Genomic DNA, 24,856 nt, shown 5'->3' on the forward strand with positions numbered 1-24,856 from the left:
GTGAGCTTGAACGATCTAGACACCAATGACCAAACCCCAGAGTTAACTGGTACGATTGATGACCCAACGGCAACGATTGTTGTTAATGTGAATGGTATCGATTACCCAGCGACCAACAATGGCGATGGTACATGGACATTGGCGGATAACACTTTACCAGCTTTAATTATAGCTGCTTATCCAATCACGGTAACGGCAACTGATGCAGCAGGCAACGTAGGTACAGATGCTGCTACGCTTACAATTGATGTCACTGCACCGAGTGTAACATTTGACGATTTAGCAACAAATGACGATACACCTGAATTAACTGGTACAACTGATGATCCAACAGCCTTAATCGTTGTAACAGTAAATGGAATAGACTATAACGCAACAAATAATGGTGATGGCACTTGGACCTTAGCGGACAATACTTTGCCATCATTAGCTGATGGAGGTTACATCGTAACTGTTACTGCGACAGACCAAGCAGGAAATATTGGTACTGATACAGGAACATTAGACATTGATGCGAATCCTTTAGCAGCCTTTGATAATTATGACAATGCAGTGATAAGTCCACAGCCATTATTAATCAGTGATGATGCTGCTCTAGGTAGCGCTACATATCTAATTCTGACCTCATTGGCCGGACTAGATTTACAACTTGGCGCGAACTCAGTTAACTTTAGTGTTGGTGCAAATGAGGAAGGAACTGCGACATTTACATACAGTTCTTTAATTGATGCAGATGTACTGTCCGACTATTTACTGGTTGTCCAAAAATTCAACTCAACAACTGGTCAATGGGAATCTATACATGGTGATAGTGAAGCATCACTGATTAGTTTAAGTCTTCTAGGTATTGGTGCAACTCCTGGCGCTACGTTAGAAGGTCTAGAAGAAGGTACTTATCGTGCATTTATGACTTTCGATGGTCTCTTGGGTGCAAGTGTTTTAGGTACTTTATCTGGAACGATGGATACCTATGATTTAACACAAGTTGGTGGTTATGAGCTTGGTGATGCTGAAGGTAATGTAATTACTGATGTTAACGAAAGTGGTGAAGTTGATATTGTTACCCCAACAACTTATGTAGCTAGTGTAGATGGAGTTGCAATTGGTGTTGGTGGTACAACCATCACTGGTGATTATGGTTCAATTACCTTCTATCAAGATGGTAGTTATGTTTACACGCCACTTCCTGATGGTGCAGGCATTGGTCAAGTAGAACAGTTTAATTACACATTACTTGATTCTGCGACTGGAGATATGGCTCAAGCAACGCTTTATATTGATCTTGGATCAATCAGAGCTGCCGATAACCTAGTCGATGCTAAACTCGATCCTCAACCATTATTAGTAGAAGATGATGCTGCATTAGGTTCTTCCACTTATGTTGCTCTAGTTTCATTGGCTGGATTGGACTTCCAATTATTAGGTACAGATGCAATTGAGTTTTCTGTAGCAGATAATTTGGAAGGTGTTGCGACCTTTAGTTTCAGTACATTAATAGGTGCTGCGGCTTTGGGGGACTATAACTTAGTAGTCCAAAAATTCAATGAAACAACAGGACAATGGGAGTCTATTACAGGTGGTACAGATGCATCACTGATAGATTTAACATTGTTAGGCTCTACACCAGTTGCTCAAGTCGGTGGATTAACGGAAGGTTCTTACCGTGCATTCATGGCATATGATGGACTGATCGGAGTTGGCTTAGGTGGTACTCTGACTGGTACGATGGATGTATATAATCCACATATTATCGACAGCTATGAAGCAACAGCAGTTCACGGAAATCTAATCTCTGATCCAAATACAAATGGTGATGTAGATATCGCAACAACAAACACCGTGATTAGTGAAGTGAATGGGGTGTCGATTGATCCAGCTGGTACTACTATTACAGGAACATATGGTGAGTTAGTTATCTATCCAAATGGTGATTATACATATACACCTAATGCGAGTATGTCTGGGCTTGGTCAAGTAGATCAATTTACGTACACTTTATTTGACCCAATGAGCGGAGACACTTCAGAAGCTACATTCTATGTTCATCTAGATAGTAATACGATTGATATGACATGGAATGCAGCAGATCCATCACAACCAGCTGTGATTAATGATCCATTGCCAATTGATGCATTTAGCAATGTTGATATCGCTTCGATTGATTACGAGTATCCAGTTACAGTTGAAAATCTAGATAATGCAATTAGCTATAATTGGTTATTAGGTGTAGGCGGTGTTGTGATTGGTAGCTCTAGTGGTTCTGCTAACTTTACAGTAGACCCTGGAAATCTCACTGATGCAGTAATTTCAGTTGATTTTGGTTCACTCGGTACTTTGATCGATGGCTTACATGTTGTTCTATCTCGTACTAACCCAGATGGTACAACTACTGTAATCGAAGATAGTGCTAGCACAGGTTTACTCGATGTATTAGGTATCTTCGGCTCAACGATCCAGTTCGAAGTTAAAAACTTAGCTGCTGGAACATACACATTGTTCATGGAAAGTAATACGTTGCTTACAGCTCTTGGTAACGTAACGGCCGATATTACACTGAACCATGGTGATATTAGCCAAACACCTACATTAACTGGTGATGCGATTACTGGAAATGTGATTTCTGATGATAATTCAGCGCTTTATGGTGCAAATTATGATCATGATTTCATAACATCATCAACGACAGTAACTAATATCGCGTCAGCAGAGCCAGGCAATACCAACGTTGAGGCTGTTGTTGCAGGTGTTCCTACAGTAATCGTGGGCAACTACGGTACGTTAACGATCAATTCCGATGGTAGCTATAGCTATCAACCAGATGTAAATCCAGCAAATATTGGTAAAGTGGATAGCTTCACTTACACATTGTCTGATCCTACAAATGGCTTAGCTGATAGTACTGCATCATTACATATCCAAATTGGATCGAATGATGTTAGCTTCACTTGGGACCCTGTTGATCCATCATTAGATGCGGTTATCCCAGCACCTGTTGCAAATGCAGATACTGCAGATTCATTAGTCGATGTGCAAAATGTAGTGGATAATAACTATTTCAATGCTAACGGATCGACACTCGGTATTTTAGGTACTACCCAAACTTATACCAGTGGAACATTTAGCATTAACGATAGTATGGCTCAGTTTGGATCATTAACAGCAAATGCATTAGGTCTAGGTAATGCTAACGTCACCTTAGCACTACAACTTCAAACAGGGCCAACGACATGGACAACAGTTGCTTCTGATTTACATTCAGGAATTGTCCTCGCAATAGGCCAAATCGCCTCAATTGATCTATCGACACTTGATCTTGCAGCAGGTACTTATCGCGTTGTCACAACTGTTCAAACTCCGTTGATTGGTGGTGTAATCATGACAGTTGGTACAAATGCTGATGTGAACATCACTTATGTAGATCAATACACCGCGACTAGTCCAACAGCGGATTGGATCCATGGCAATATCTTGGAAGGTGATACATTAGGTGGTGTTGCTGATACAACAACTGGAACACAGCTTTATGTCATGAATCCTGTAACAGGTCAGTATGAGTTAGCCGCTGGTCAATCTATAGACACAGCAGAAGGTACGTTGTATCTATATAACGATGGTTCTTATTACTATCAACGTGACATGGTGGTTTCATCAGCAACAGATGTGATTGATTATAAATTAGTATCGTTTGATGGAACTGAGGTGACCTCAACGCTTACGATCTCTTTAGGACAGCACTTCAACTTGAGTTCTGCTGATGACATCGTAACCAGTACTGCTGGAAATGACATCATTGAAAGTGCTGCTGGAGGATCTGATACTCTCATCTTCAACGTCTTAAACAATGCTGATGATGCAGGAGGTAATGGTCACGACACATGGAATGACTTCCATGTGGGTGATACAGCAACTGATCCAAATGCTGATGTGATTGATATTTCTAATCTCTTAGTGGGTTATGCTGGAGATGGAAGCGCAGCATCATTAGCTGGATATGTGAGCGTAAGTTCTGATGGAACATCAACCACAATTAGTATTGACCGTGATGGTGCTGGTGGAACACATGACAGCGTGACATTACTTACGATTGATGTTGATACGACATTAAATGATCTCATCAATAACAACCAACTTAATCTGTTCTAATTATTGATATGAAAAAAAGAGAACCTTCGGGTTCTCTTTTTTGTTTGATTTCATTGATAAAGAATTATGCTATCTTGTCTAAAATATTTATAAATTATAGAAACTTAAAATATGACAACAACTTTGATTTCAGGAATTGATCAGTTAAAAAGTCAATTACTCGATTACCTAGAAAAAGTACAACTCTATACGCAAGTAGAGAAAACAGTCTTGTTTTTTTCATATGGAGAAAGAGAGGAACGTTGCAAAGTTTGGAATTCAGCGTATTCGAGTTTTTCTACTGCCAAAGCACAATTATTTAGTTTTTTAGATCAGCGATATGAAGCACAACAGTCTTTACCTGAATTTTTAAAATTTGATTTTGTTTTCAATATTCAAAAAGAGCAATGGGATGATGTTGAGCAAACAGTGAGAAACCAATTTCACAATAATCACTATAGAAAAGGCATTAGTTTCGATGAAAATTTTGAATGTTGCTTCTTAGAGCAAGAACTTTATGGCCGAGCAATCATTCGGGGGTTAAGCTATGATAAACCTAACTTTTTTGATGAGGATAATCTTAATACGAGTATCTTACGAAAATACGATGATTCAAAAAAAATAATAAATCTTAAACAACAGCAACAAGTATGGACGTTTGATACCTATGCTGTGTTCTATGAAAACAATCAATTGATTCAGTTGCAAAGCCAGTTCACCGAAAATGGTGTTCGATACTTGATGGAACCAAAGAAGCAACATTTTATAAAAATGATTAAGCAAAATGCAGCATTCATCACTTCACAGATTCAAGAAGATGGCAGATTTATTTATGGATGTTTTCCTGCCTTTGATCGAGGTATTCGAAATTACAATACGATTCGGCATTGCACCACGAACTACGCTCTAATCGAAACCTTAATGATCGATAATCATGAAGGGCATTTAAAGAAAATAAGGTCAGCAATTGATTATGCCTTGGCTCATTTTTATTTCGAGCAAGAACCTCAGCTTGCTTATATGTTAGATGCAAGTGAACCAGAAAAATTAGATGAAATTAAGTTAGGCGCAAATGCCGCTGCAATCTTAATGCTCACTAAATATCAAGAGCTTACAGGAGATAATCAATTTCTGGATTATGCTAAAAAGTTAGCCAATGGCATTTTATCAATGGTAAATTCAGAAGGTGAAACGACTCATGTACTGCATTATCCAAATATGGAATTAAAGCAAAAGTTTCGCATTGTTTATTATGACGGTGAAGCTGCTTTGGCCTTATTGCGGCTGTATCAACTCAAACCAGAAGAAAAATTATTAAGTACAGTAAAGCTCATGTTTGAACGTTTTATTTCTGAAAGATATGAGCGCTATCATGATCATTGGCTTAGTTACTGTACCAATGAACTAACGAAAATTTTCCCAGAGGAAAAGTATTTTCTATTTGGTATGAAAAACTACCTGAGACATATGATTTTTATTCGCAATCGAAAGACCAGTTATGCCACCTTATTAGAGTTAATGATGGCTGCGTATCAAATGATTGAGAGAATGAAGAAGCTTGGTTTAGCAGAACTGTTCAAGCAATCACATTTTGATGATTTGAAAAAGCTTATCGAGTTTCGGACTGAGTTCCAACGGACAGGTTTCTTTTACCCTGAAGTTGCAATGTATATGGCGCGGCCAGATAAAATTTTACATGCATTCTATGTCAGACATGATCGTTTTCGCGTTCGAATAGATGATCAGGAACATAATTTGTCTGGATATATTGCTTATGTTCAGCATTTTGAAAATGAATAAATTGAGGTTTAAATAAATGGATTTATCTCAAGAAATTAAAATAATAACGCAGATTAAATCTGAAGACTTTCAGCATTCGATTTGGCAAACATCGCTCTCGGTGGATTGTAATAACTGGATCGTTTTGTACCTTGCGATGCAAATGATTCAAGCTGAAAAATTAAAATTGGATCAAAGGATTGAATTAGAGGGAAGTCGACAAAACAACCTTTTCGGACGTTCAAAAAAACAAGCTTATACTGTTTTAGAGCTATTACAGTACATCGCATTTGCCCAACCTCCAGAACTAGCTTTGCAATTATTGAATCAATTATTGGGTGGTCGTGAGCAGACACAGATTGCATTACAGAACGAATTAAAAAAATTTAAACTTGATACACAAGTTCAAACCATTAGAGAGCTTTATCAATTGGCAGAAGCAATTTTTTTAATGCCAATTGAGATCATTCAACAAGTCTTTCAGAAGCAGCTAAGCTTCAAAGGCAATACGCTGACACCGATCAGCTCGATATTAACGTGCTCTCAACTAGATGCCGTGTTGTATTTGGAATATGCGAATAAACAGATTTATTTTTCCTATCGAGCAGAAAATCAAACCATTGGTATCTTTTGTTTATTTGATTCAATTCAACGCATTGATCACATTATTCCTTATTATCATTATTTTACAGAGGGATTGATTCCATCAAAGTCGATCCAAGCAAAAAGCGAATGGATCAATATCATTGGCGATACTTACTTCGGTGAGTTTTACACTGAGATTCGTAAAAGCAAAGGCAATGATGACGCATTACAACGCTATGGTTATCAACATTCATTTGAAAAAATCAAAGCCTTTTTTAATGAAAATGATCTGAATATTGCGAATTTTGAGGCAGTATTTAACTCAGAAAAAGATTCTCCTCTACAAGACAAGAAAGCATTCATATTGGGTGCCGAAGCGAAAGAAACGATCCAAGAATTTAAAAGAGTTCATCTCAATACAGTTTGCCTCGGCAATAATCATTTAAAGGATTATGGCGCTGCCAGTTTACGATACACCTTACAGCAGTTTGATGAGGCGAATATCAAGTACATTGGTGCTGGATTAGATCAACAACAAGCACATCAGTTTTTTGAGATTAGAACAGCGCAAAAAACCTTTGCGATTTTTAATGGTTATTGGCATCGGGACATTGCCTATCAAGATTATGATTTTTATGCATTAGGGAAGAGTGCTGGAGTTGCTTGTCTAAATACGATTTTATTTGAACAGATTATCCATTATAAAACACGTCATCCTAACCATAAGGTCATCTTGATTTGTCATTGGGGTATTGATTTCAAAACAACTCATCCAGAGCAAGAAAGTCTTGCTAAATTATTTACCCAAATCGGTGTTGATCTGATCATTGGACATGGCGCGCATACGATTCAGCCGATTCAATATATTCATGATAAACCAGTAGTTTTTGGAATAGGTAATGGGGTGTTTAATAGCAATGGTGAATATAAAAAGCATCAGGCTTTACCTTATGGCATGATTGCTCGTATTAATGTTAATGAAGAAATTGTGCAACTGTATCCAATTTTTACAGACAATTTAGAAACTTTTTGGCAGCCATATCCTGTGAATGAAAAACAATTTAAGCAGGCAAGTGACTATCTAACGCAACATTTGGATCAAAGTCATTATCAATTTAAAAAGAATGCATTAGGTTGTTTTATTGAGCTGAAAATCTAAGGGTATTTGGCATAATTTTGCAAAATAGTATTTAATTGTTCTGAGGTAAAACCTAAGTTACGTAGACCTCCGCTACCTAATTTACAGTCGTAGCTTGTCATAATATTGGTTGGTGTACTTTTCTTTGCTCTCGGTGCACAAACATGTCCTAAGCCAAAAGCATGTCCCATTTCATGGATACTTGCGGCTTGTGTTTGATAGTTGAGTCGTTCCCAATCGATCAAGATAAAAGGCTGTCCCTGATTTCTAAACCCCCAACTGGTAATATCGTTGTACTTGAGTTTTTGATTGTATGCGTCATAAATAATAAAAAACACTTCTTTGCTTTTACGTTTTGGGAAACAGCTTTTCACAGCGCCGGGAATGTTGTCGGGAATGAGGGCAGTGGGCTGATTCAAACGATTTGCCAATTCACATTTTCGTTTGCTGAAGTCTTGATACGAATAGTAGTGATTGATTTTAAACTTAAAGATTTTTTGATTATCTTCATTAAGGAAGTAGCGGTTTAAAATTTCTAACTCTTTGTACATTTGCAAACGTGTATCAAATACTTTTGCTTCAGGACGATTGGTCGTGTAGACAAAGCTTACATAGACGACGGGAAGATGGCTTGCTGCGTCAATTTTGTATTTATATGGTGTAATTTTCACAGGTGGTTTTTTTGTGGTACACGAAGCTGTAAAGGTCAGACATAAGGCTGTAAGCAATATCAGTTTTGATCGCATTTTTATGTTCCTCTGTCCATCAATTTTTTAATTGTTCTTTAGGAAATTCGTTCTGATTTTCAATATGCTAACAGATTTTTTGAGAGGAAATTGTGAAAGATAGTAATGAGTTGCATCGACAGATTTTAGAGGTTATTGCTTTAATTCCCTATGGGAAAGTAGCAACTTATGGGCAGATTGCAAAGTTAGCGGGTATTCCTAAGCATGCGCGATTGGTTGGCTATGTTCTCAAGCATTTGGATCAGGAGAGTAGTATTCCTTGGCATCGCGTTATTAATTCACAAGGAAAAATAAGTGTGATGCGTATAAATGAAAAAGGAGGGAATATTCAACAACAATTATTGGCCGATGAGGGGATTTATCTTTTAAATAATAAAATTAATTTAAAGGTTTTTAGTTGGATTCCATAAAGCTAAAAATAAATAGACTGATTTGTATAAAAGGATATTGCCGTTATTTTATTTTTTAATTACAATAATTGTACATAAAGAATACATATGTATATTTGGTAATTAAATGAAAAAATTAGCTGTTATTTGTGGGATCGCTGCGCTTAGTTTATCTGGATGTGCGAGCATTATGTCTGGTAGAACTCAGACAATGACATTTGAGAGTACGCCAGAACTCAGTAATATTACGATTTTAAATAAAGCAGGTAAAAAAGTTCATGTAGGACAAGCACCTGTGACTGTAAGTTTGAAAAGAAGCTCAGGTTTCTTTGTACCTGAAAAATATACTGTAATCTTTGAAAAAGAAGGCTACGAAACTAAAACTGTGAATGTTTCAGCACACGTAAATGGTTGGTATGTTGGAAATATTGTTTTTGGTGGCTTACTTGGTTTATTGATCATTGATCCTGCGACAGGTGCAATGTATAGCCTAAGTACAAAAGATACGAATGTTGTTCTGAATGATCTTAAAAAAGAAAATCTTCAAGCAAATACGCAGTCATTAACTATCGTTTCTACGACTGAATTACCAAAAGATGTATTAGAAAAGGCAAAACCAATTCAATTAGCATCAGAATAAATATAAAAAAGCCAGTATCAAGATTACTCTTGTACTGGCTTTGATTTTTAAATTAATAAGATTCGATGGTTAAATCTTCATAAATATAATTAACGCACGATTAAAACAGGAATATGACTTTCTCCTAATACTTTTTGGGCAACGCTACCTAATATAAATTTTTTAATGCCTGTACGACCATGTGATCCCATAATAATAAGATCAGAGCCTAAATTCTGTGCTGCACCGATAATTTCTTCATGTATTGAAAAGCCTTCAAGTATTTGTGTTCCAACGGTTAAGCCAAGCTCTTCAAACTTTTTCTCTGCTTTATCTAAGTTTTCTTGTACATAACTGCGTACGCGTTCGATCAGTTCATTGCTTTGACCAAGCTTAAGATAGGCATCAGCTAGGTAAGGGTCTAAGGTCATCACTTCAACGACTGTGATTTCACTATTCAGTGCTTTAGCGAGTTGTGCAGCTTCTTGGATCACATTTACTGCAATTTCTGAATCATCTATGGCAACGAGGATTTTTTGATAAGTCATGGTGATTGCTCCTTATTATTACTGTCTAATTGCTTGTGAAATTTTTGTTTAAAATACTGTCTATGGTTTTATATTAAACTGATTATGAGATGAATAAAACCTAGTAAATTTATAGGGATAGTTATTATTTATAGGAGTATGGTTAAGCCATTACGGTATTTTAAATATATGAAATTTCCATAAAAATACAGTGTAGGTATACACATGATTTATTTGTAAAAAGTTTGATTAATCTTTCCTTAGATGCTTGAGAAGGGTTTCCACATCATCCGTCTGCAATGTTTCACGCATTCTTAAAATCTGCTTTTCATCAAAGTCATAGAGTTTGATCGAGAGCAATTTTTCAATATCAGATTCGGAGAAACGGTATTTGATAATTTTGGCAGGAACTCCGCCAACAACAGCATAAGGCGGCACATCTTGAGTGACCACAGCACCTGTGGCGACCACAGCACCTTCACCTAATTTAACCCCTTGCATGATCATTGCTCGACTGCCAATCCAACAACCATCAGCAATCACAGTATCACCAGCGGGTAGAAAGCTGCGTGTATCAAAAGGGAAGGTCGAAATCCAATCTGGGCGATGGAGTTGATTGCCACCCATCATAATCACGCATTCAGCACCAAAACAAACAAAGTTACCGATATGGAGTTGATCGATTGGCTTCTCAGGCAAAGATGGTTTGTCATGTAAATAACGGACAACACAACGTTCAAAACCCTGATCCCAATAGGCTGAGTAATAAGAATAATTACCTTTAATATGGATATTCGGATTTTTCACTGTTTTGGAAATAAATTCGAACTCACACCAATGTTTAACAGGAGAGTTGATCAAAGATGAGTCCATTGAATTTCCACAGTGTATCTTGAGAAGAAAAACCCCTCAGAAGAGGGGTTGATGATTTGGAATTAGAGATATTCCACACTTACGATTTCATATTCAACTTCACCTTGTGGTGTCTGAATTTTCGCTTCGTCGCCTTCACTCTTACCTAAAAGACCACGTGCAATTGGAGAGTTCACTGAGATTTTATTAATTTTAAAATCTGCTTCGTCATCACCTACGATTTTGTAAGTTTTGCGTTCTTCAGTATCAAGGTTTTCAATAGTAACTGTTACCCCGAACACAACACGACCATTTTGCTCAAGGTCTTTTACATCGATCACTTGGCATGCGCCAAGCTTACCTTCGATATCTTGGATGCGGCCCTCACAGAAACCTTGTTGCTCACGAGCAGCATGATATTCAGCATTTTCTTTGAGGTCACCGTGTTCACGTGCCTCAGCAATTGCCTGCGTGATACGAGGGCGATCCACTGTTTTTAGCTGTTGTAATTCTTTCTCTAAGGCAACCTTGCCTTCGGGAGTCATAGGATAACGTTGCATTTTAGTCCCCTCTAAATTGGTTGGGAAAATACAGGATTAAAAAAAAGAAAAAGCCCGCCACCGATAAGGTGACGGGACTTATCGGTAGAGAATTAACCTACAGTTTGTAAATCTTGCAAGCGGTATACATCCATTGGCAATTTCACAGCAAATGCTTGGCAAACTGCTTCAGCACCGTTGATTGTCGTTGTGTAATACACTTTGCCTTGGAGGGCAGCACGACGAATCATCGCTGAATCATACTGAGCTTGTTTGCCTTCAGTTGTGTTGACAATAAGATGAATTTCACCATTTTTCAAGCGGTCAACAATATGAGGGCGACCTTCAGTGACTTTATTTACTGCTTCGCACTCTAAACCAGCTGCTTGAAGTACTTGGTAAGTACCATTAGTTGCAACAAGTTTGAAACCATAAGCAATTAACTTTTGAGCAATATCAGTAATGTATTTCTTATCTGATTCGCGAACAGACAAGAATGCATGTTTAACTTCGCCTTCAGTTGGTAAGCCAGGCAAACGTTCATTTGAACCCAATACTGCTTTATAGAATGCTTCACCAAATGTATGACCAACACCCATTACTTCACCTGTCGATTTCATCTCAGGGCCAAGCATTGGGTCAACACCAGGGAATTTAGCGAATGGGAACACCGCTTCTTTCACTGCAAAACGTGTTGGGATAATTTCTTTAGTGAAACCTTGAGATTCAAGTGATTGACCCGCCATACAACGAGCTGCAACTTTTGCCAAAGATTCACCAATACATTTAGACACGAATGGAACCGTACGTGATGCACGTGGGTTTACTTCGAGTACGTAAATGTCGTTGCCTTTTACAGCAAACTGAACGTTCATTAAACCAACAACGCCAAGTTCTTTAGCCATTGCTACCGTTTGACGACGCATTTCATCCTGAACTTCTTGTGAAAGAGAGTAAGGAGGAATCGAACATGCCGAGTCACCTGAGTGAATACCTGCTTGTTCAATGTGTTGCATGATACCGCCGATTACAACATCTTTACCGTCAGATACGCAGTCTACGTCAACTTCAGTCGCATCATCTAGGAAACGGTCAAGTAGGACAGGTGCTTCATTAGATGCTTGTACTGCTTCACGAAGGTAGCGTTTAAGCTCTTCTTCGTTATATACGATTTCCATTGCACGACCACCTAATACATAAGATGGACGAACAACCAGTGGATAGCCCACTTTCGCCGCTTCTGAAATACCTTCTTCAGCAGATTTTACGATGCTGTTATTTGGTTGACGGAGCTGTAAACGTTGAATCATCTGTTGGAAACGTTCACGGTCTTCAGCACGGTCAATCGCATCTGGTGATGTACCAATGATTGGCGTACCAGCTTCTTCTAAAGCACGAGCCAATTTCAATGGAGTCTGACCACCATACTGTACGATTACGCCCTTAGGCTTCTCAGTACGTACGATTTCAAGTACATCTTCTAGTGTTACAGGTTCGAAGTATAAACGATCAGATGTATCATAATCGGTAGAAACTGTTTCAGGGTTACAGTTCACCATGATAGTTTCGTAACCGTCATCACGCATTGCAAGCGCAGCGTGTACACAGCAGTAGTCAAACTCAATACCTTGACCAATACGGTTAGGACCACCACCAATCACCATGATCTTGTCACGATTAGATGGATTTGCTTCACATTCTTCATCGTAAGTTGAATACATATATGCTGTACCTGATTCAAATTCAGCAGCACATGTATCAACACGTTTGTAAACAGGATATACACCCAAGTTCCAACGTTGTTTACGGAATTGCTTTTGTGAAATACCCATTAAGTTCGCAATGCGAAGGTCCGATAAACCTTTACGTTTGAATGAACGGATATTGTCAGCATTCAAGTCACCAAAACCTAAAGCTTTTACTTGAGCTTCTGTTTTAATGATGTCTTCGATTTGAATTAAGAACCAACGGTCAATTTTTGTTGCTTCAAATACGTCATCTAAAGAGAAACCGTGGCGGAATGCATCAGCAACGTACCAAATACGCTCTGGGCCAGGCACTTTAAGTTCTTTTAAGATGATGTCTTTGGCATTGGCTGTACCTGCTTCAACTTTTTCATCAAAGCCACATACACCAACTTCAAGACCGCGAAGTGCTTTTTGTACAGATTCTTGGAAGTTACGACCAATCGCCATTACTTCACCCACAGATTTCATCTGAGTGGTTAATACTGGCTCAGCTTGTGGGAACTTTTCGAAGTTGAAACGTGGAATCTTCGTTACAACATAGTCAATCGATGGTTCGAAAGATGCTGGTGTTACGCCGCCAGTGATGTCATTTTTCAATTCATCAAGGGTGTAACCGACTGCAAGTTTCGCCGCGATTTTTGCGATTGGGAAACCTGTTGCTTTAGATGCAAGCGCAGATGAACGTGATACACGTGGGTTCATCTCAATCACGACCATACGACCGTCTTTCGGGTTAATACCGAATTGAACGTTTGAACCACCTGTTTCAACACCGATTTCACGAAGAACTGCAACAGATGCATTACGCATCAATTGATATTCTTTGTCTGTCAATGTTTGCGCAGGAGCTACAGTGATTGAGTCACCTGTGTGAACGCCCATTGGGTCAAAGTTTTCGATCGCACATACGATGATACAGTTGTCGTTTTTATCACGAACAACTTCCATTTCGTATTCTTTCCAACCAATCAATGATTCATCGATCAATAATTGGTGAGTAGGAGAGAGGTCAAAACCACGTTCACAGATTTCAAGGAATTCTTCGCGGTTATAAGCAATACCACCACCAGAACCACCCATCGTAAATGATGGACGAATGATGACAGGGAAACCGAAACCAGCTTGGATAGCTAAAGCTTCTTCCATTGTTTCAGCGATAGCAGCTTTTGGACATTCCAAACCGATTTTGCGCATTGCGATATCGAAAAGTTTACGGTCTTCCGCTTTTTCGATTGCATCTTTACTCGCGCCGATCAATTCAACATTGTATTTTTCTAAAATACCGTGCTCATCTAATGCAAGCGCACAGTTCAATGCAGTTTGACCACCCATAGTAGGAAGGACTGCATCTGGACGCTCTTTTTCGATGATTTGAGCAACAGTCTGCCAAGTGATTGGCTCGATATAAGTTGCATCCGCCATTGAAGGGTCAGTCATGATGGTCGCTGGGTTAGAGTTTACCAAAATAACGCGGTAACCTTCTTCACGAAGCGCTTTACATGCTTGCGCACCTGAATAGTCAAACTCACACGCCTGACCAATGACAATCGGACCAGCACCAATAATTAAGATGCTTTTAATATCCGTACGTTTAGGCATTATTCGCTCCTTAATTACTTCTTAGCTGCTTCGATAAGTTCGATGAAATGATCGAACAATGGGGCACAGTCATGTGGACCAGGGCTTGCTTCAGGATGACCTTGGAAGCTGAATGCTGGTTTGTCAGTGCGATGAATACCTTGGTTTGTACCATCAAACAGTGAGCGATGTGTCACTTTTAAGTTTGCAGGTAAAGTACTCTCATCGACAGCAAAGCCATGGTTTTGAGAAGTAATCATCACTGTACCATTCTCAAGGTTTTGTACAGGATGGTTAGCGCCGTGGTGACCATGATTCATTTTCATCGTCTTAGCACCAGAAGCAAGTGCTAGGATTTGGTGACCTAAACAAATACCGAATACAGGTAAGTTTGTTGTATCAACCAGTGTTTTAACTGCTTCAATTGCATAGTCACATGCTGCTGGATCACCAGGACCATTTGACAAGAACACACCGTCTGGATTTAAAGCCAAAACTTTTTCAATTGGTGTCTGTGCAGGAACAACTGTTAATTTACAACCACGGTCTGCAAGCATACGTAAGATGTTGGTTTTGACACCATAATCGTATGCAACTACATGGTATTTTAATTCTGGTTGAGTGAAGCCATTCCCTAAAGTCCATGAACCTTCAGTCCATTCAAAGCCTTCAGGATCACAACATTCTTTCGCAAGATCTAAACCAGTTAAACCACCGAATTCACGTGCTTTCGCAATTGCTTCTTCTTCTGTGATATTTTCACCAGCAAGGATGCAACCATTTTGTGCACCTTTGTCGCGTAAAATACGAGTCAACTTACGTGTGTCGATGTCAGCGATAGCAACAACATTGTGTTGCTCTAAATATTCGCTTAATGATTGTTCAGAACGGAAGTTGCTATGTAATAAAGGAAGATCACGAATAATCAAACCATTCGCCCATACTTTATGGATGCGACCTGATTCAACGTCTTCGCTATTACAGCCTGTATTTCCAATATGAGGATAAGTCAACGTCACAATTTGTTGCGCATAACTAGGGTCAGTCAAGATTTCTTGATAACCAGTCATTGCAGTATTAAAAACGACTTCACCAGTCGTACATCCCGATGCACCGATAGACGTTCCTTTAAAGACCGTTCCATCTGCGAGGGCTAAAATGGCGGGGGTGCTCAAACCAAAGCTCCTGAACTAAAACCACAAAAATAAGGCTGTAAAAAAGCGAGAAGACATAAAAAAAGGCAGGCTGTCTATAAAAAACATGCCCCTCCTTCCAGTCTGCTCGCTTGTAACTTAACAGCGCATTATACGCATGAGAACGTGAAAAGTCTATGTGTTTTATTTATAAAATCAGGAATTGGTCGAATTCTCTTAAAAGTTTAAGTACAAACCTGTCTATTGCCAAATAACTCATTCCTTTATCGATATCGTGAGATATTATGCAAATTGTCTAACAATTTTTTATTGGTCCAAAATGAAAGAGCTTTATCTTATATTAAGCCAAAAAATCAACAATCAATAATGAGGGGAACCAACATGGCTGAGAATCAAACTACTGTAGCTGCAACCGAAGAAGTGAAAGAAGCTGTTGTTGAAAAAACAACAAAGGCTAAAGAAACTGTTGCTGCGAAAACAGCTGAAGTGAAAGAAGTTGTCGCTGAAAAGACTGCTGAGGTGAAAGAAGCGGTTGCAGAAAAAACAGCAAAAGCAAAAGAAGTTGTTGCTGAAAAAACTGCTAAGGCAAAAGAAGTGATTGCTGAAACTCAAGAACAAGCAAAGGAAGTGATCACAGAAACTCAAGAGCAGGTAAAAGAAGCACTTGCTGAAACTCAAGAGAAAATTGAGGCGGAAGCTAAAGAGTTAAATCAAAATATTCAAGGTCAACTTGCTCAAATCAAGCAAGATCTGTTAGAGCGTATTGAAGTGATTAAAACTCAACTTAATTCTTCACAAGGTAACTTGGTTGAATTAACAAATGCATTAAAAACTGAGTTAAATGCTTTAATCGAAGATTTAACTAAAGTAAGTAAAGAATTAAAAGATGACATCAGCCAAATCTCTGTGAAACATAAAGATACTTTGGTTGGCAGCTTTAAACGTACTAAAGAGCAAGCGGTCGAAGCTTGGAATAAAGTTCGCGCGAGCTAATCTTGCACTTTTGTAGAAAGTTAAAAAAGCGAGAAATTCATTTCTCGCTTTTTTATTTTTAAAATTGATGTAACCAATCTCGCTTATTATGGAAATCAGCTTGAGGGCTGCTATGTTGCATTGCAAAATAATGCATACCTTGTGTGGTATTCAATACAGCATTTAAACCAAGATAGAGATCAGCCCACTTTAATTGGTGCTGTCGCATAAATTGAGATAAATCTAAACTTACATTCAACCCATAATGGGTACGTTGTAAATGATTTAATTCAATGTCATATGCTGCGAGGGGCGGCATCTCTTCTGGAAAACGATATTCTTCAAATTGATAAACTTGCCAAGCTTGAGAAGGGGAAAGATTAATTTCACGATAAAAATCTTGATCTTTCACACCAATAAAAATTTCAAAGCAAGTTTGTTCCCATAAATAGTCTTTACGTGGATGCGCTGTAACTTGTTCTGGGTAAATTAAAAACTGATTGGGATCTCGAACCCAAAAGCCAATATTTAACGTGGCTGGGGTCTCTTGCTCAATTGCTCCAACGACAGTAATGGCACTGAAGCGATCGAAAGCGGAAAGTTCATAACTTGCCATTGATCTTACTTATTACTTAAATGAGCAAAGCGAACTAAGTTAGAAAGATGTTGGTTTTGTTTTGCAGCTTTTTTATAAAGCAAAACAATTTTACCGATTTTCTGTACCGATTCTGCACCAGTTGCTTCAACAATCGCATCAATAACAGCGGCGCGAGCATCACGATCTTCACCAGCAATTTTCACCTTGATTAATTCATGATCATTAAGTGCACGATTTGTCTCTTCAATGACGCTTTCTGTAAGACCTTGGCTGCCAATCATTACAACTGGGTTAAGTGCATGACCAATTTGACGTAAACGTTTACGTTCATGGATAGATAAAGCCGCCATTAAAAATACCTGATTGGAAAAACGACTTAGTATAACTTGCATCCCGAATCTTAGATAGATTTAGCATGCCAGCATGTAGAATAAATTGTGTGAAAACACACTTGGAATCATCAATTATACTTATCGGAAAAAATCTGTAAAACTTCGTGTGAATGAAGTACATCCGTACTGTAATGAGAGTAATTTTCACGTACAATGACTTATCAGAAGTTTTTTTAATTTAGTGAGTTATGGCGACACGCATTACCAATCAAAAATTGTCTAAAAGCAGTCGTGCATGGATGAGAGAGCACTTAGATGACCCGTTTGTGAAAAAGGCACAAAAGGAGGGCTATCGTGCTCGGGCAGCGTATAAGCTACTCGAAATCCAAGAAAAATATAGAATGATCAAACCTGGTATGACGGTGGTTGACTTAGGCGCAGCACCAGGAAGTTGGTCTCAAATCGCTGGTAAATTAGTCGGTGCAAATGGCTTAGTCATTGCCTCTGATATTTTAGCAATGGATGCACTTCCAGATGTGACCTTTTTACAAGGTGACTTCCGAGAAGAAGAAGTTTTTGAAAAATTGTTAAATATTTTAAATGGGCGCCAAGTAGACATTGTAATTTCTGATATGGCCCCCAATACATCAGGTAATAGGGCTGTTGATCAACCTCGTCAAATTTACTTATGTGAATTGGCTTTGGATTTTGCTCAGAAAGTATTAGGACCAAACGGACAGTTTGTGGTTAAAGTGTTCCAAGGCTCTGGTTTTGATGAGTTCAGAAAACAAGTGGTCGATAGTTTTGATGTATTAAAAACAGCCAAACCTGCGGCTTCGCGTGCGCGATCAAAAGAGGTTTTTTTGATTGGGCAAGGTCGTAAAAAGGCATTGCAATAAAAAGTGTACTTGCCAAGTTGTTAAAAATTGTGCATTTTGTACCTTTTAAGTTTTTTGCAACGCAAATTCATTGCTGTTTTTGTGAAGGTCAGCCAAGATTAGGTATGATCAAATTAGATTGATATGGGAATAAAGCCTTGAGCGATTACTTCAAGAATGCCGTATTGTGGCTCATCATACTCGGTGTTCTGATTTTGATTTTTAGCAACGTCAGTGACCGCAATAAACCTGCAGCGATGAAATACTCAGATTTCGTGGCAGCGGTGAATGCTGGGCAGATTAAACAAGTCACAATTGACGGTTTAAATATTAGTGGTGAAAAATCCAATGGTTCTTCTTTCGAAACGGTTCGTCCACAAGTAGAAGACACTGAATTGCTACCAAGCTTGAATAAACAAAATGTAGTGGTTGAGGGTACAGCGCCGCAACGTCAAGGCATTTTGATGCAACTTCTCATTGCGAGCTTCCCAGTCTTACTTATTATCCTATTATTCATGTTCTTCATGCGTAATATGGGTGGTGGTGCTGGCGGCAAAAATGGCCCTATGAGTTTTGGTAAATCAAAAGCAAAAATGTTATCTGAAGATCAAATTAAGTTAACGTTTAGTGATGTTGCTGGTTGTGATGAAGCAAAACAAGAAGTGGTTGAAATCGTTGATTTCTTAAAAGACCCTGCCAAATTTAAACGTCTTGGTGCGACCATTCCTCGTGGTGTATTGATGGTTGGTCCTCCAGGTACAGGTAAAACATTATTAGCAAAAGCAATTGCTGGTGAAGCTAAAGTACCTTTCTTCAGTATCTCTGGTTCTGACTTTGTCGAAATGTTCGTTGGTGTGGGTGCATCGCGTGTTCGTGATATGTTTGAACAAGCGAAACGCCACGCGCCTTGTATCATCTTTATTGATGAGATTGATGCTGTTGGTCGTCATCGTGGTTCAGGTACAGGTGGTGGTCATGATGAGCGTGAGCAAACCTTAAACCAAATGCTTGTTGAGATGGATGGTTTTGAAGGCAATGAAGGTGTTATCGTTATTGCTGCGACGAACCGCGTAGATGTTCTTGATAAAGCGTTACTTCGTCCAGGTCGTTTTGACCGTCAAGTGATGGTTGGTTTACCAGACATTCGTGGTCGTGAGCAGATTTTAAATGTTCACTTGAAGAAGCTTCCGTCTGTAACTGGTGTTGATGTTAAAGTCCTTGCCCGTGGTACACCTGGTTTTTCTGGTGCACAACTAGCAAACTTGGTGAACGAAGCTGCATTGTTTGCTGCTCGCCGTAATAAAAACACGGTTGATATGCATGACTTTGAAGATGCTAAAGACAAAATCTACATGGGTCCAGAACGTAAGTCGATGGTCATCCGTGAAGAAGAACGTCGTGCGACGGCTTACCATGAAGCGGGACATGCGATTGTTGCTGAAATTTTACCGGGTACAGACCCTGTGCATAAAGTTACTATTATGCCACGTGGTTGGGCGCTTGGTGTGACATGGCAGCTTCCAGAACAAGATCAAACGAGCCACTATAAAGATAAGATGTTGAATGAACTTTCAATCTTGTTTGGTGGTCGTATTGCTGAAGAAGTCTTCATCAATCAAATGTCGACTGGCGCATCGAATGACTTTGAACGTGCAACGAAAATGGCGCGTGCAATGGTTACTAAATACGGTATGTCAGATAAACTTGGCGTAATGGTTTATGAAGATGAAAACCAAAATGGTTTCTTCGGTAATGTTGGTAGCCGTACGATTTCTGAAGCAACGCAACAAAAAGTTGATGAAGAAGTTCGTCGCATATTAGATGAACAGTATAAGGTTGCACGTGATATCTTGGAAAATAATAAAGATATCGCACATGCAATGGTAAAAGCGTTGATGGAATGGGAAACGATTGATCGTGACCAAATCCGAGACATCATGGAAGGTCGTGAACCACAACCACCGAAAGTGTATGTTGCTGAGAACCCTGTGGCTGAATTTGAACCACCTAAAGATGGTCCATCTACACCACCACCATTGCCAGCAATGGGCTAATATTCGTTGTAATAAAAAGAGCGGCTTCGGTCGCTCTTTTTTTGTTTGGATTTTAGACTAAGTTGAAAATAAATCAGTCATGACAGGCATTATCTGTTGTTAAAATACCATCATTAAAGTGTGGAGAGTTTTGATGCAGTTGATGCCATTACCACAACGACAATTACAAGGTAGTCGTTTTACATTAGATTTATCGCAACCTCGTGTTATGGGAATCTTGAATGTAACGCCTGATTCATTTAGTGATGGCGGGCAGCATCATCAAAAAGACCAAGCTGTTAAACATGCTTTGCAGATGATGGCTGATGGTGCAACTATTATTGATATTGGTGGAGAGTCAACACGCCCCAATGCATCACCTGTTGAAGTTGAAGAAGAGATACGCCGTGTCATTCCTGTCGTAGAAGCACTTTCAAAATACGATGTGGTGATGTCAATTGATACCAGTCAACCAGAGGTTATCCGAGCGGCTGTTGATGCTGGTGCGCATATTTGGAATGATGTACGGGCATTAACTCGACCACTGGCTTTAGAAACAGCAGCAGAATTGAATATTCCTGTCGTGCTGATGCACATGCGTGGTGAACCCACCAATATGAATCAGTTGGATCAATATCAAGATGTGACTGAAGATGTGATTAATGAGCTTCAGCAACGTTTAAGCCAAGCGATTGCTATTGGAGTTAAATCTGAAAATATTATTATCGATCCAGGTTTTGGCTTTGCTAAAAATGCTCAACAAAATTTTCAATTACTCAATGAATTTTGGAAACTTAATCGAATGGGGTACCCGATTTTATCGGGTTTGTCTCGTAAGCGGTTTATTGGTGAGGCGCTAAATGGTATCCCTGCTCAGGAACGTGCTGTGGGGAGTGTGATGGGACATATATTGAGTATTCAGCAAGGTGCAAGCATTGTAAGAGCACATGATGTTAAAGCGACTGTTGATGCAATAAAAGTTTGGCAAGCGATGCTCGTTGCTAAATAAAATTAAAGAGAAATGATGTAGATAAAGATACATACGGACACGGTGTATCTTTATTTTTTTGCTTACAATGCTCTCAATATGACTATTTATTTGAAAATACAAAATAAAATTAGGGGAAATAAGAGATGCAAAAATCAACAAAAGTATTTGGTTTAACGCTACTGAGTTGTATGGTTGTGGCATGTAGTAACCCAGCTAAATATAGTGGGATTGCTACTGAGCTTGCACCCGCACCAGTATCAACTGCAAATTTTGGAGCAGATCGCTTCCGTAAATTAATCGCTCCAACAGCTTATGTTGCTGTAATGCCAAGTATTGAGCGACCGCGATTAGAACAGAATACTGAGAAGTACCAGAAGAATGAGGTCAATCCAGTTCATCGAGTTGCTGATGATGCAATATCTACTTTCAGCATTGATGTTGATACGGGGAGTTATACCAATACTCGCCGTTATTTGAATGATGGGAGGTTACCGCCAGTTGATGCGATTCGTGCTGAAGAAATGATTAATTATTTTGATTATCAATATCCGCAACCAAATAGCGTACATCCTTTTTCTGTAACCACTGAAACAGTTGATTCGCCGTGGAAAGAGCGTGCTAAGTTGATCAAAATTGGGATTCAAGCCAAAGATTTAAGCACGAAACAATTACCACCTGCTAATTTAGTTTTTCTTGTCGATGTTTCAGGCAGTATGAGTGCTGAAGATAAGTTGCCATTGGTTAAACAAACCTTAAGAATATTGACTGAACAATTACGCCCACAGGACAAAGTGACGATTATCACTTATGCGAGTGGGGAAAAATTAGTGCTTGAGCCGACATCAGGTGAGCAAAAAGACAAGATTTTACGTGTGATTAATCAGTTGCAAGCTGGTGGTGCAACGGCTGGTGAGCAGGCGATTCAACTGGCATATAAAGAAGCAGAGAAAGCGTTTGTTAAAAATGGGATTAATCGCATTTTGTTAGCGACTGATGGTGACTTTAATGTAGGTATTACTGATTTTAATACCTTAAAAGGCATGGTCGCGGAGAAGCGAAAAAGTGGTATTTCATTGACAACGCTCGGCTATGGCACAGGTAATTACAATGAAGAGCTAATGGAACAAATCGCTGATGCTGGTGATGGTAATTACAGCTATATCGATAACAAAAATGAAGCGAAAAAAGTGGTACAACGTCAGTTGTCTTCTACGCTGGCAACGGTTGCCCAAGATGTCAAAATACAAGTAGAGTTTAATCCAGCAACTGTCAAAGAATATCGTTTAGTTGGTTATGAAAATCGTATGTTGAAACAAGAGGATTTTAATAACGATAAGGTTGATGCTGGTGATATCGGCGCTGGGCATAATGTCACTGCGATCTATGAAATTATTCCTGTCGGTCAGCAAGGCTGGCTAAATGACTCACGTTATCAAGCACCTATAAAATCGGATACTGCTAAGAAATCTGAATATGCTTTCGTGAATTTACGTTATAAATTGCCAAATCAAGAAAAAAGTATTTTATTGAGTCAAGCGGTTAATGTGAAAAGTAAAACACTCGCCCAAGCCAATAATGACACCCGTTTTGCAATCGCAGTTGCATCATACGCTCAGCAATTAAAAGGTGGTCAGTACAATGGTGCGATGGGCTGGGATCAAATCATCCAGTTAGCCCAACAATCAGCAAAACCTGATCCTTATCAAATGCGTGAAGAGTTTATTGATCTTGCAAAAATTGCTAAGAGTCTCAGTGCCAAACAAAACTAATATTTTGGTCATACAACATGGTCGATTCCTTTTGAGACCGACCATAAATGATTTTTAATTTAATAACCATGAAATGATATTTGATATGAAAACACCGTTGATTAAATCCAGTAAGTTAAGTGAATTAAATAACTGCAATGTTTGGTTGAAAATGGAGTCTTCACAATCAACGGGTTCATTTAAACAACGAAGCATTGGAAATGCTTGCCAAAAATATGTCGAACAGGGGGCTATAAAATTCATTAGTTCATCTGGTGGCAATGCTGGTATTTCAGTTGCTTACATGGGAAAAGTTTTAAATATTCCTGTAACGGTTGTTGTGCCTAAAACCACATCTCAAAGAGCGATTGACTTGATGTTGAGTGAGGGTGCTGAGGTTATTGTTCATGGTGATTCATGGGTAGATGCCAATGAACTTGCGCTTTCTTTTGTAAATGATCATGCAGTTTATATCCATCCTTTTGATCATCAGTATCTTTGGGATGGTGTTGCTGAAATTGTTGATGAGGTGATTGCTGAAGGCATTCGTCCTACAGCCGTTGTGTTGTCCGTTGGTGGTGGCAGTCTAATTTCTGGTATTTCACAAGGCTTGCAAAAGCATCATCTGGATATTCCAATTTACGCCATAGAAACAGTCGGAACAGCTTCATTGAACACATCCATTCAACTGGGTGAGCATGTCACACTAGATCAAGTTACAGGTATTGCAACGACACTCGCTGCAAAAAAAGTGTGTGAACAAGCTTTTCGTGTTTCTCAAAATAATGATGTGCGTGGACTTACAGTTTCAGATGGGGAAACTGTACGCGCTTGCCTAAAGTTTTTAGATGACCATCGGACACTGGTTGAACCAGCATGCGGTGCTACTTTATCAGTGCTTTATGATCAGAAAATAGCGTTCACTGAAACAGATGATGTACTGGTGATTGTTTGTGGGGGTGCTTCAATTACTTTTGATCAATTATCAAAATATACTGTTGAATTATCAGTTTAATTTTTGATTTATTTCATAAATTCATCTATCTATTTGAGCGGAAGATGTATCCATTCCATATACGATAATAAAGGTGGTCGGAAACTATCGCTTTTTTTATGTCTAAATATCGTGATTTGTACGAGATTGTGATATAAGCATGGCGTTTTATTGACATATTATTTGTTATGTTTGAAAGTTTACTTCTCCCAATGTTTGACGATGAATATTATCCCGATATTCTGGTTGCTGAAGTCAAACAACATATTCACCAGTTTTCAAAAAAAGTGAGTCGCGCTGATTTATCTGAATCAGAAATCTATCGTTTTGCCCATCAGGCGATGATTGAAATCAATGAGATGAAACCACAATTTGAAGACTTAGATTCAAGCTTAGATGATACTGCTGCTGACTATATTGCTGAGGCAATGATGATGGTTGTGCAGGAATCAGGTTATCTAGAAATTGAAATGGAAGAGTTGATTGCAAATCGAGAGTGGTAAATGTCACTCTCGATTTTTTAATATAATAATT

At 38.8% G+C, this 24,856-nt stretch carries 20 protein-coding genes; 12 read left to right on the forward strand and 8 right to left on the reverse strand.

Features of this window, described 5'->3' with window-relative positions:
- From F959_RS05495 to F959_RS05505, 3 genes are all read left to right on the forward strand, one after another.
- On the forward strand, positions 1-4,143 hold a 4,143-nt coding region (locus F959_RS05495), incomplete at its 5' end, for a beta strand repeat-containing protein (protein WP_154649193.1).
- Positions 4,144-4,254: 111 nt separating this feature from the next.
- Positions 4,255-5,922: a glycoside hydrolase family protein gene (locus tag F959_RS05500; protein WP_004878271.1), complete on the forward strand. Its 1,668-nt coding sequence runs from the start codon at positions 4,255-4,257 to the stop codon at positions 5,920-5,922.
- A 16-nt stretch (positions 5,923-5,938) separates the two neighbouring features.
- A complete protein-coding gene (locus F959_RS05505; RefSeq protein WP_004878272.1) occupies positions 5,939-7,645 on the forward strand; it encodes a CapA family protein in 1,707 nt (568 codons plus the stop codon).
- Here F959_RS05505 and F959_RS05510 read toward each other — a convergent pair.
- On the reverse strand, positions 7,642-8,370 hold the full coding sequence (locus F959_RS05510) for a zinc metalloprotease (protein WP_004878273.1): 729 nt from the start codon (positions 8,368-8,370) through the stop codon (positions 7,642-7,644). The two genes, F959_RS05505 and F959_RS05510, sit on opposite strands and share 4 nt — an antisense overlap.
- Positions 8,371-8,462: 92 nt before the next feature.
- On the opposite strand from F959_RS05510, the gene F959_RS05515 reads away from it, so the two are divergent.
- On the forward strand, positions 8,463-8,780 hold the full coding sequence (locus F959_RS05515; protein ID WP_004878274.1) for an MGMT family protein: 318 nt from the start codon (positions 8,463-8,465) through the stop codon (positions 8,778-8,780).
- Positions 8,781-8,886: 106 nt separating this feature from the next.
- Complete coding sequence (locus F959_RS05520) at positions 8,887-9,399, forward strand: hypothetical protein (protein ID WP_004878275.1); 513 nt, start codon at positions 8,887-8,889, stop codon at positions 9,397-9,399.
- 89 nt (positions 9,400-9,488) lie between these two features.
- Here the strand turns inward: F959_RS05520 and F959_RS05525 are convergent, their stop codons facing one another.
- The 5 genes from F959_RS05525 to carA all read right to left on the reverse strand — a co-directional run bounded on the left by F959_RS05525 (position 9,489) and on the right by carA (position 15,797).
- Entirely contained in the window at positions 9,489-9,926 is a 438-nt protein-coding gene (locus tag F959_RS05525) for a universal stress protein (RefSeq protein WP_004878276.1), read from the reverse strand.
- Positions 9,927-10,154: 228 nt separating this feature from the next.
- Positions 10,155-10,778 (reverse strand): CatB-related O-acetyltransferase, encoded by a 624-nt coding sequence (locus F959_RS05530; protein ID WP_004878278.1) that lies wholly within the window; start codon positions 10,776-10,778, stop codon positions 10,155-10,157.
- 62 nt (positions 10,779-10,840) lie between these two features.
- Positions 10,841-11,317 (reverse strand): transcription elongation factor GreA, encoded by a 477-nt coding sequence (greA, locus tag F959_RS05535; RefSeq protein WP_004878279.1) that lies wholly within the window; start codon positions 11,315-11,317, stop codon positions 10,841-10,843.
- Positions 11,318-11,409: 92 nt separating this feature from the next.
- Positions 11,410-14,643 carry a carbamoyl-phosphate synthase large subunit gene (carB, locus tag F959_RS05540; protein ID WP_004878281.1) on the reverse strand — a complete coding sequence of 1,078 codons (3,234 nt, stop codon included), beginning with the start codon at positions 14,641-14,643 and terminating at the stop codon, positions 11,410-11,412.
- A 14-nt stretch (positions 14,644-14,657) separates the two neighbouring features.
- Positions 14,658-15,797: a glutamine-hydrolyzing carbamoyl-phosphate synthase small subunit gene (carA, locus tag F959_RS05545; RefSeq protein ID WP_004878282.1), complete on the reverse strand. Its 1,140-nt coding sequence runs from the start codon at positions 15,795-15,797 to the stop codon at positions 14,658-14,660.
- Positions 15,798-16,157: 360 nt separating this feature from the next.
- On the opposite strand from carA, the gene F959_RS05550 reads away from it, so the two are divergent.
- The gene (locus tag F959_RS05550; RefSeq protein WP_004878283.1) at positions 16,158-16,769 is read left to right on the forward strand and encodes a hypothetical protein; all 612 of its coding nucleotides are present in this window, start codon (positions 16,158-16,160) and stop codon (positions 16,767-16,769) included.
- A 58-nt stretch (positions 16,770-16,827) separates the two neighbouring features.
- Here F959_RS05550 and F959_RS05555 read toward each other — a convergent pair whose 3' ends face one another.
- Together F959_RS05555 and yhbY are read right to left on the reverse strand one after the other, a co-directional pair.
- Positions 16,828-17,364 (reverse strand): DOMON-like domain-containing protein, encoded by a 537-nt coding sequence (locus tag F959_RS05555; protein WP_004878284.1) that lies wholly within the window; start codon positions 17,362-17,364, stop codon positions 16,828-16,830.
- 5 nt (positions 17,365-17,369) lie between these two features.
- Positions 17,370-17,696, reverse strand: coding sequence for a ribosome assembly RNA-binding protein YhbY (yhbY, locus tag F959_RS05560; protein WP_004878285.1), 327 nt, complete (start codon positions 17,694-17,696; stop codon positions 17,370-17,372).
- A 230-nt stretch (positions 17,697-17,926) separates the two neighbouring features.
- Between yhbY and rlmE the strand changes: the two genes are divergently transcribed.
- The 6 genes from rlmE (at position 17,927) to F959_RS05590 (ending at position 24,825) form a co-directional block, all read left to right on the forward strand.
- Positions 17,927-18,577 (forward strand): 23S rRNA (uridine(2552)-2'-O)-methyltransferase RlmE, encoded by a 651-nt coding sequence (rlmE, locus tag F959_RS05565; RefSeq protein WP_004878286.1) that lies wholly within the window; start codon positions 17,927-17,929, stop codon positions 18,575-18,577.
- A 137-nt stretch (positions 18,578-18,714) separates the two neighbouring features.
- The gene (gene ftsH, locus F959_RS05570; RefSeq protein ID WP_004878287.1) at positions 18,715-20,610 is read left to right on the forward strand and encodes an ATP-dependent zinc metalloprotease FtsH; all 1,896 of its coding nucleotides are present in this window, start codon (positions 18,715-18,717) and stop codon (positions 20,608-20,610) included.
- A 133-nt stretch (positions 20,611-20,743) separates the two neighbouring features.
- Positions 20,744-21,598 (forward strand): dihydropteroate synthase, encoded by an 855-nt coding sequence (folP, locus tag F959_RS05575; protein WP_004878288.1) that lies wholly within the window; start codon positions 20,744-20,746, stop codon positions 21,596-21,598.
- A gap of 125 nt (positions 21,599-21,723) precedes the next feature.
- Positions 21,724-23,349, forward strand: a complete 1,626-nt coding sequence (locus F959_RS05580; RefSeq protein ID WP_004878289.1) for a vWA domain-containing protein — start codon at positions 21,724-21,726, stop codon at positions 23,347-23,349.
- Positions 23,350-23,434: 85 nt separating this feature from the next.
- Complete coding sequence (locus F959_RS05585) at positions 23,435-24,343, forward strand: pyridoxal-phosphate dependent enzyme (protein ID WP_227499185.1); 909 nt, start codon at positions 23,435-23,437, stop codon at positions 24,341-24,343.
- Between the two features lie 167 nt (positions 24,344-24,510).
- The gene (locus F959_RS05590; RefSeq protein WP_004878291.1) at positions 24,511-24,825 is read left to right on the forward strand and encodes a DUF5713 family protein; all 315 of its coding nucleotides are present in this window, start codon (positions 24,511-24,513) and stop codon (positions 24,823-24,825) included.
- Positions 24,826-24,856: the final 31 nt, after the last annotated feature.

Source organism: Acinetobacter venetianus RAG-1 = CIP 110063, from assembly GCF_000368585.1.
Classification (GTDB): Bacteria; Pseudomonadota; Gammaproteobacteria; order Pseudomonadales; family Moraxellaceae; genus Acinetobacter; species Acinetobacter venetianus.

Coding starts and splice junctions, on each gene's coding strand:
- F959_RS05500 (WP_004878271.1), top strand. CDS start 4,255: ATGACAACAACTTTGATTTCAGGAATTGATCAGTTAAAAAGTCAATTA.
- F959_RS05505 (WP_004878272.1), top strand. CDS start 5,939: ATGGATTTATCTCAAGAAATTAAAATAATAACGCAGATTAAATCTGAA.
- F959_RS05510 (WP_004878273.1), bottom strand. CDS start 8,370: ATGCGATCAAAACTGATATTGCTTACAGCCTTATGTCTGACCTTTACA.
- F959_RS05520 (WP_004878275.1), top strand. CDS start 8,887: ATGAAAAAATTAGCTGTTATTTGTGGGATCGCTGCGCTTAGTTTATCT.
- F959_RS05525 (WP_004878276.1), bottom strand. CDS start 9,926: ATGACTTATCAAAAAATCCTCGTTGCCATAGATGATTCAGAAATTGCA.
- F959_RS05530 (WP_004878278.1), bottom strand. CDS start 10,778: ATGGACTCATCTTTGATCAACTCTCCTGTTAAACATTGGTGTGAGTTC.
- greA (WP_004878279.1), bottom strand. CDS start 11,317: ATGCAACGTTATCCTATGACTCCCGAAGGCAAGGTTGCCTTAGAGAAA.
- carB (WP_004878281.1), bottom strand. CDS start 14,643: ATGCCTAAACGTACGGATATTAAAAGCATCTTAATTATTGGTGCTGGT.
- F959_RS05550 (WP_004878283.1), top strand. CDS start 16,158: ATGGCTGAGAATCAAACTACTGTAGCTGCAACCGAAGAAGTGAAAGAA.
- F959_RS05555 (WP_004878284.1), bottom strand. CDS start 17,364: ATGGCAAGTTATGAACTTTCCGCTTTCGATCGCTTCAGTGCCATTACT.
- yhbY (WP_004878285.1), bottom strand. CDS start 17,696: ATGGCGGCTTTATCTATCCATGAACGTAAACGTTTACGTCAAATTGGT.
- rlmE (WP_004878286.1), top strand. CDS start 17,927: ATGGCGACACGCATTACCAATCAAAAATTGTCTAAAAGCAGTCGTGCA.
- folP (WP_004878288.1), top strand. CDS start 20,744: ATGCAGTTGATGCCATTACCACAACGACAATTACAAGGTAGTCGTTTT.
- F959_RS05580 (WP_004878289.1), top strand. CDS start 21,724: ATGCAAAAATCAACAAAAGTATTTGGTTTAACGCTACTGAGTTGTATG.
- F959_RS05585 (WP_227499185.1), top strand. CDS start 23,435: ATGAAAACACCGTTGATTAAATCCAGTAAGTTAAGTGAATTAAATAAC.
- F959_RS05590 (WP_004878291.1), top strand. CDS start 24,511: ATGTTTGAAAGTTTACTTCTCCCAATGTTTGACGATGAATATTATCCC.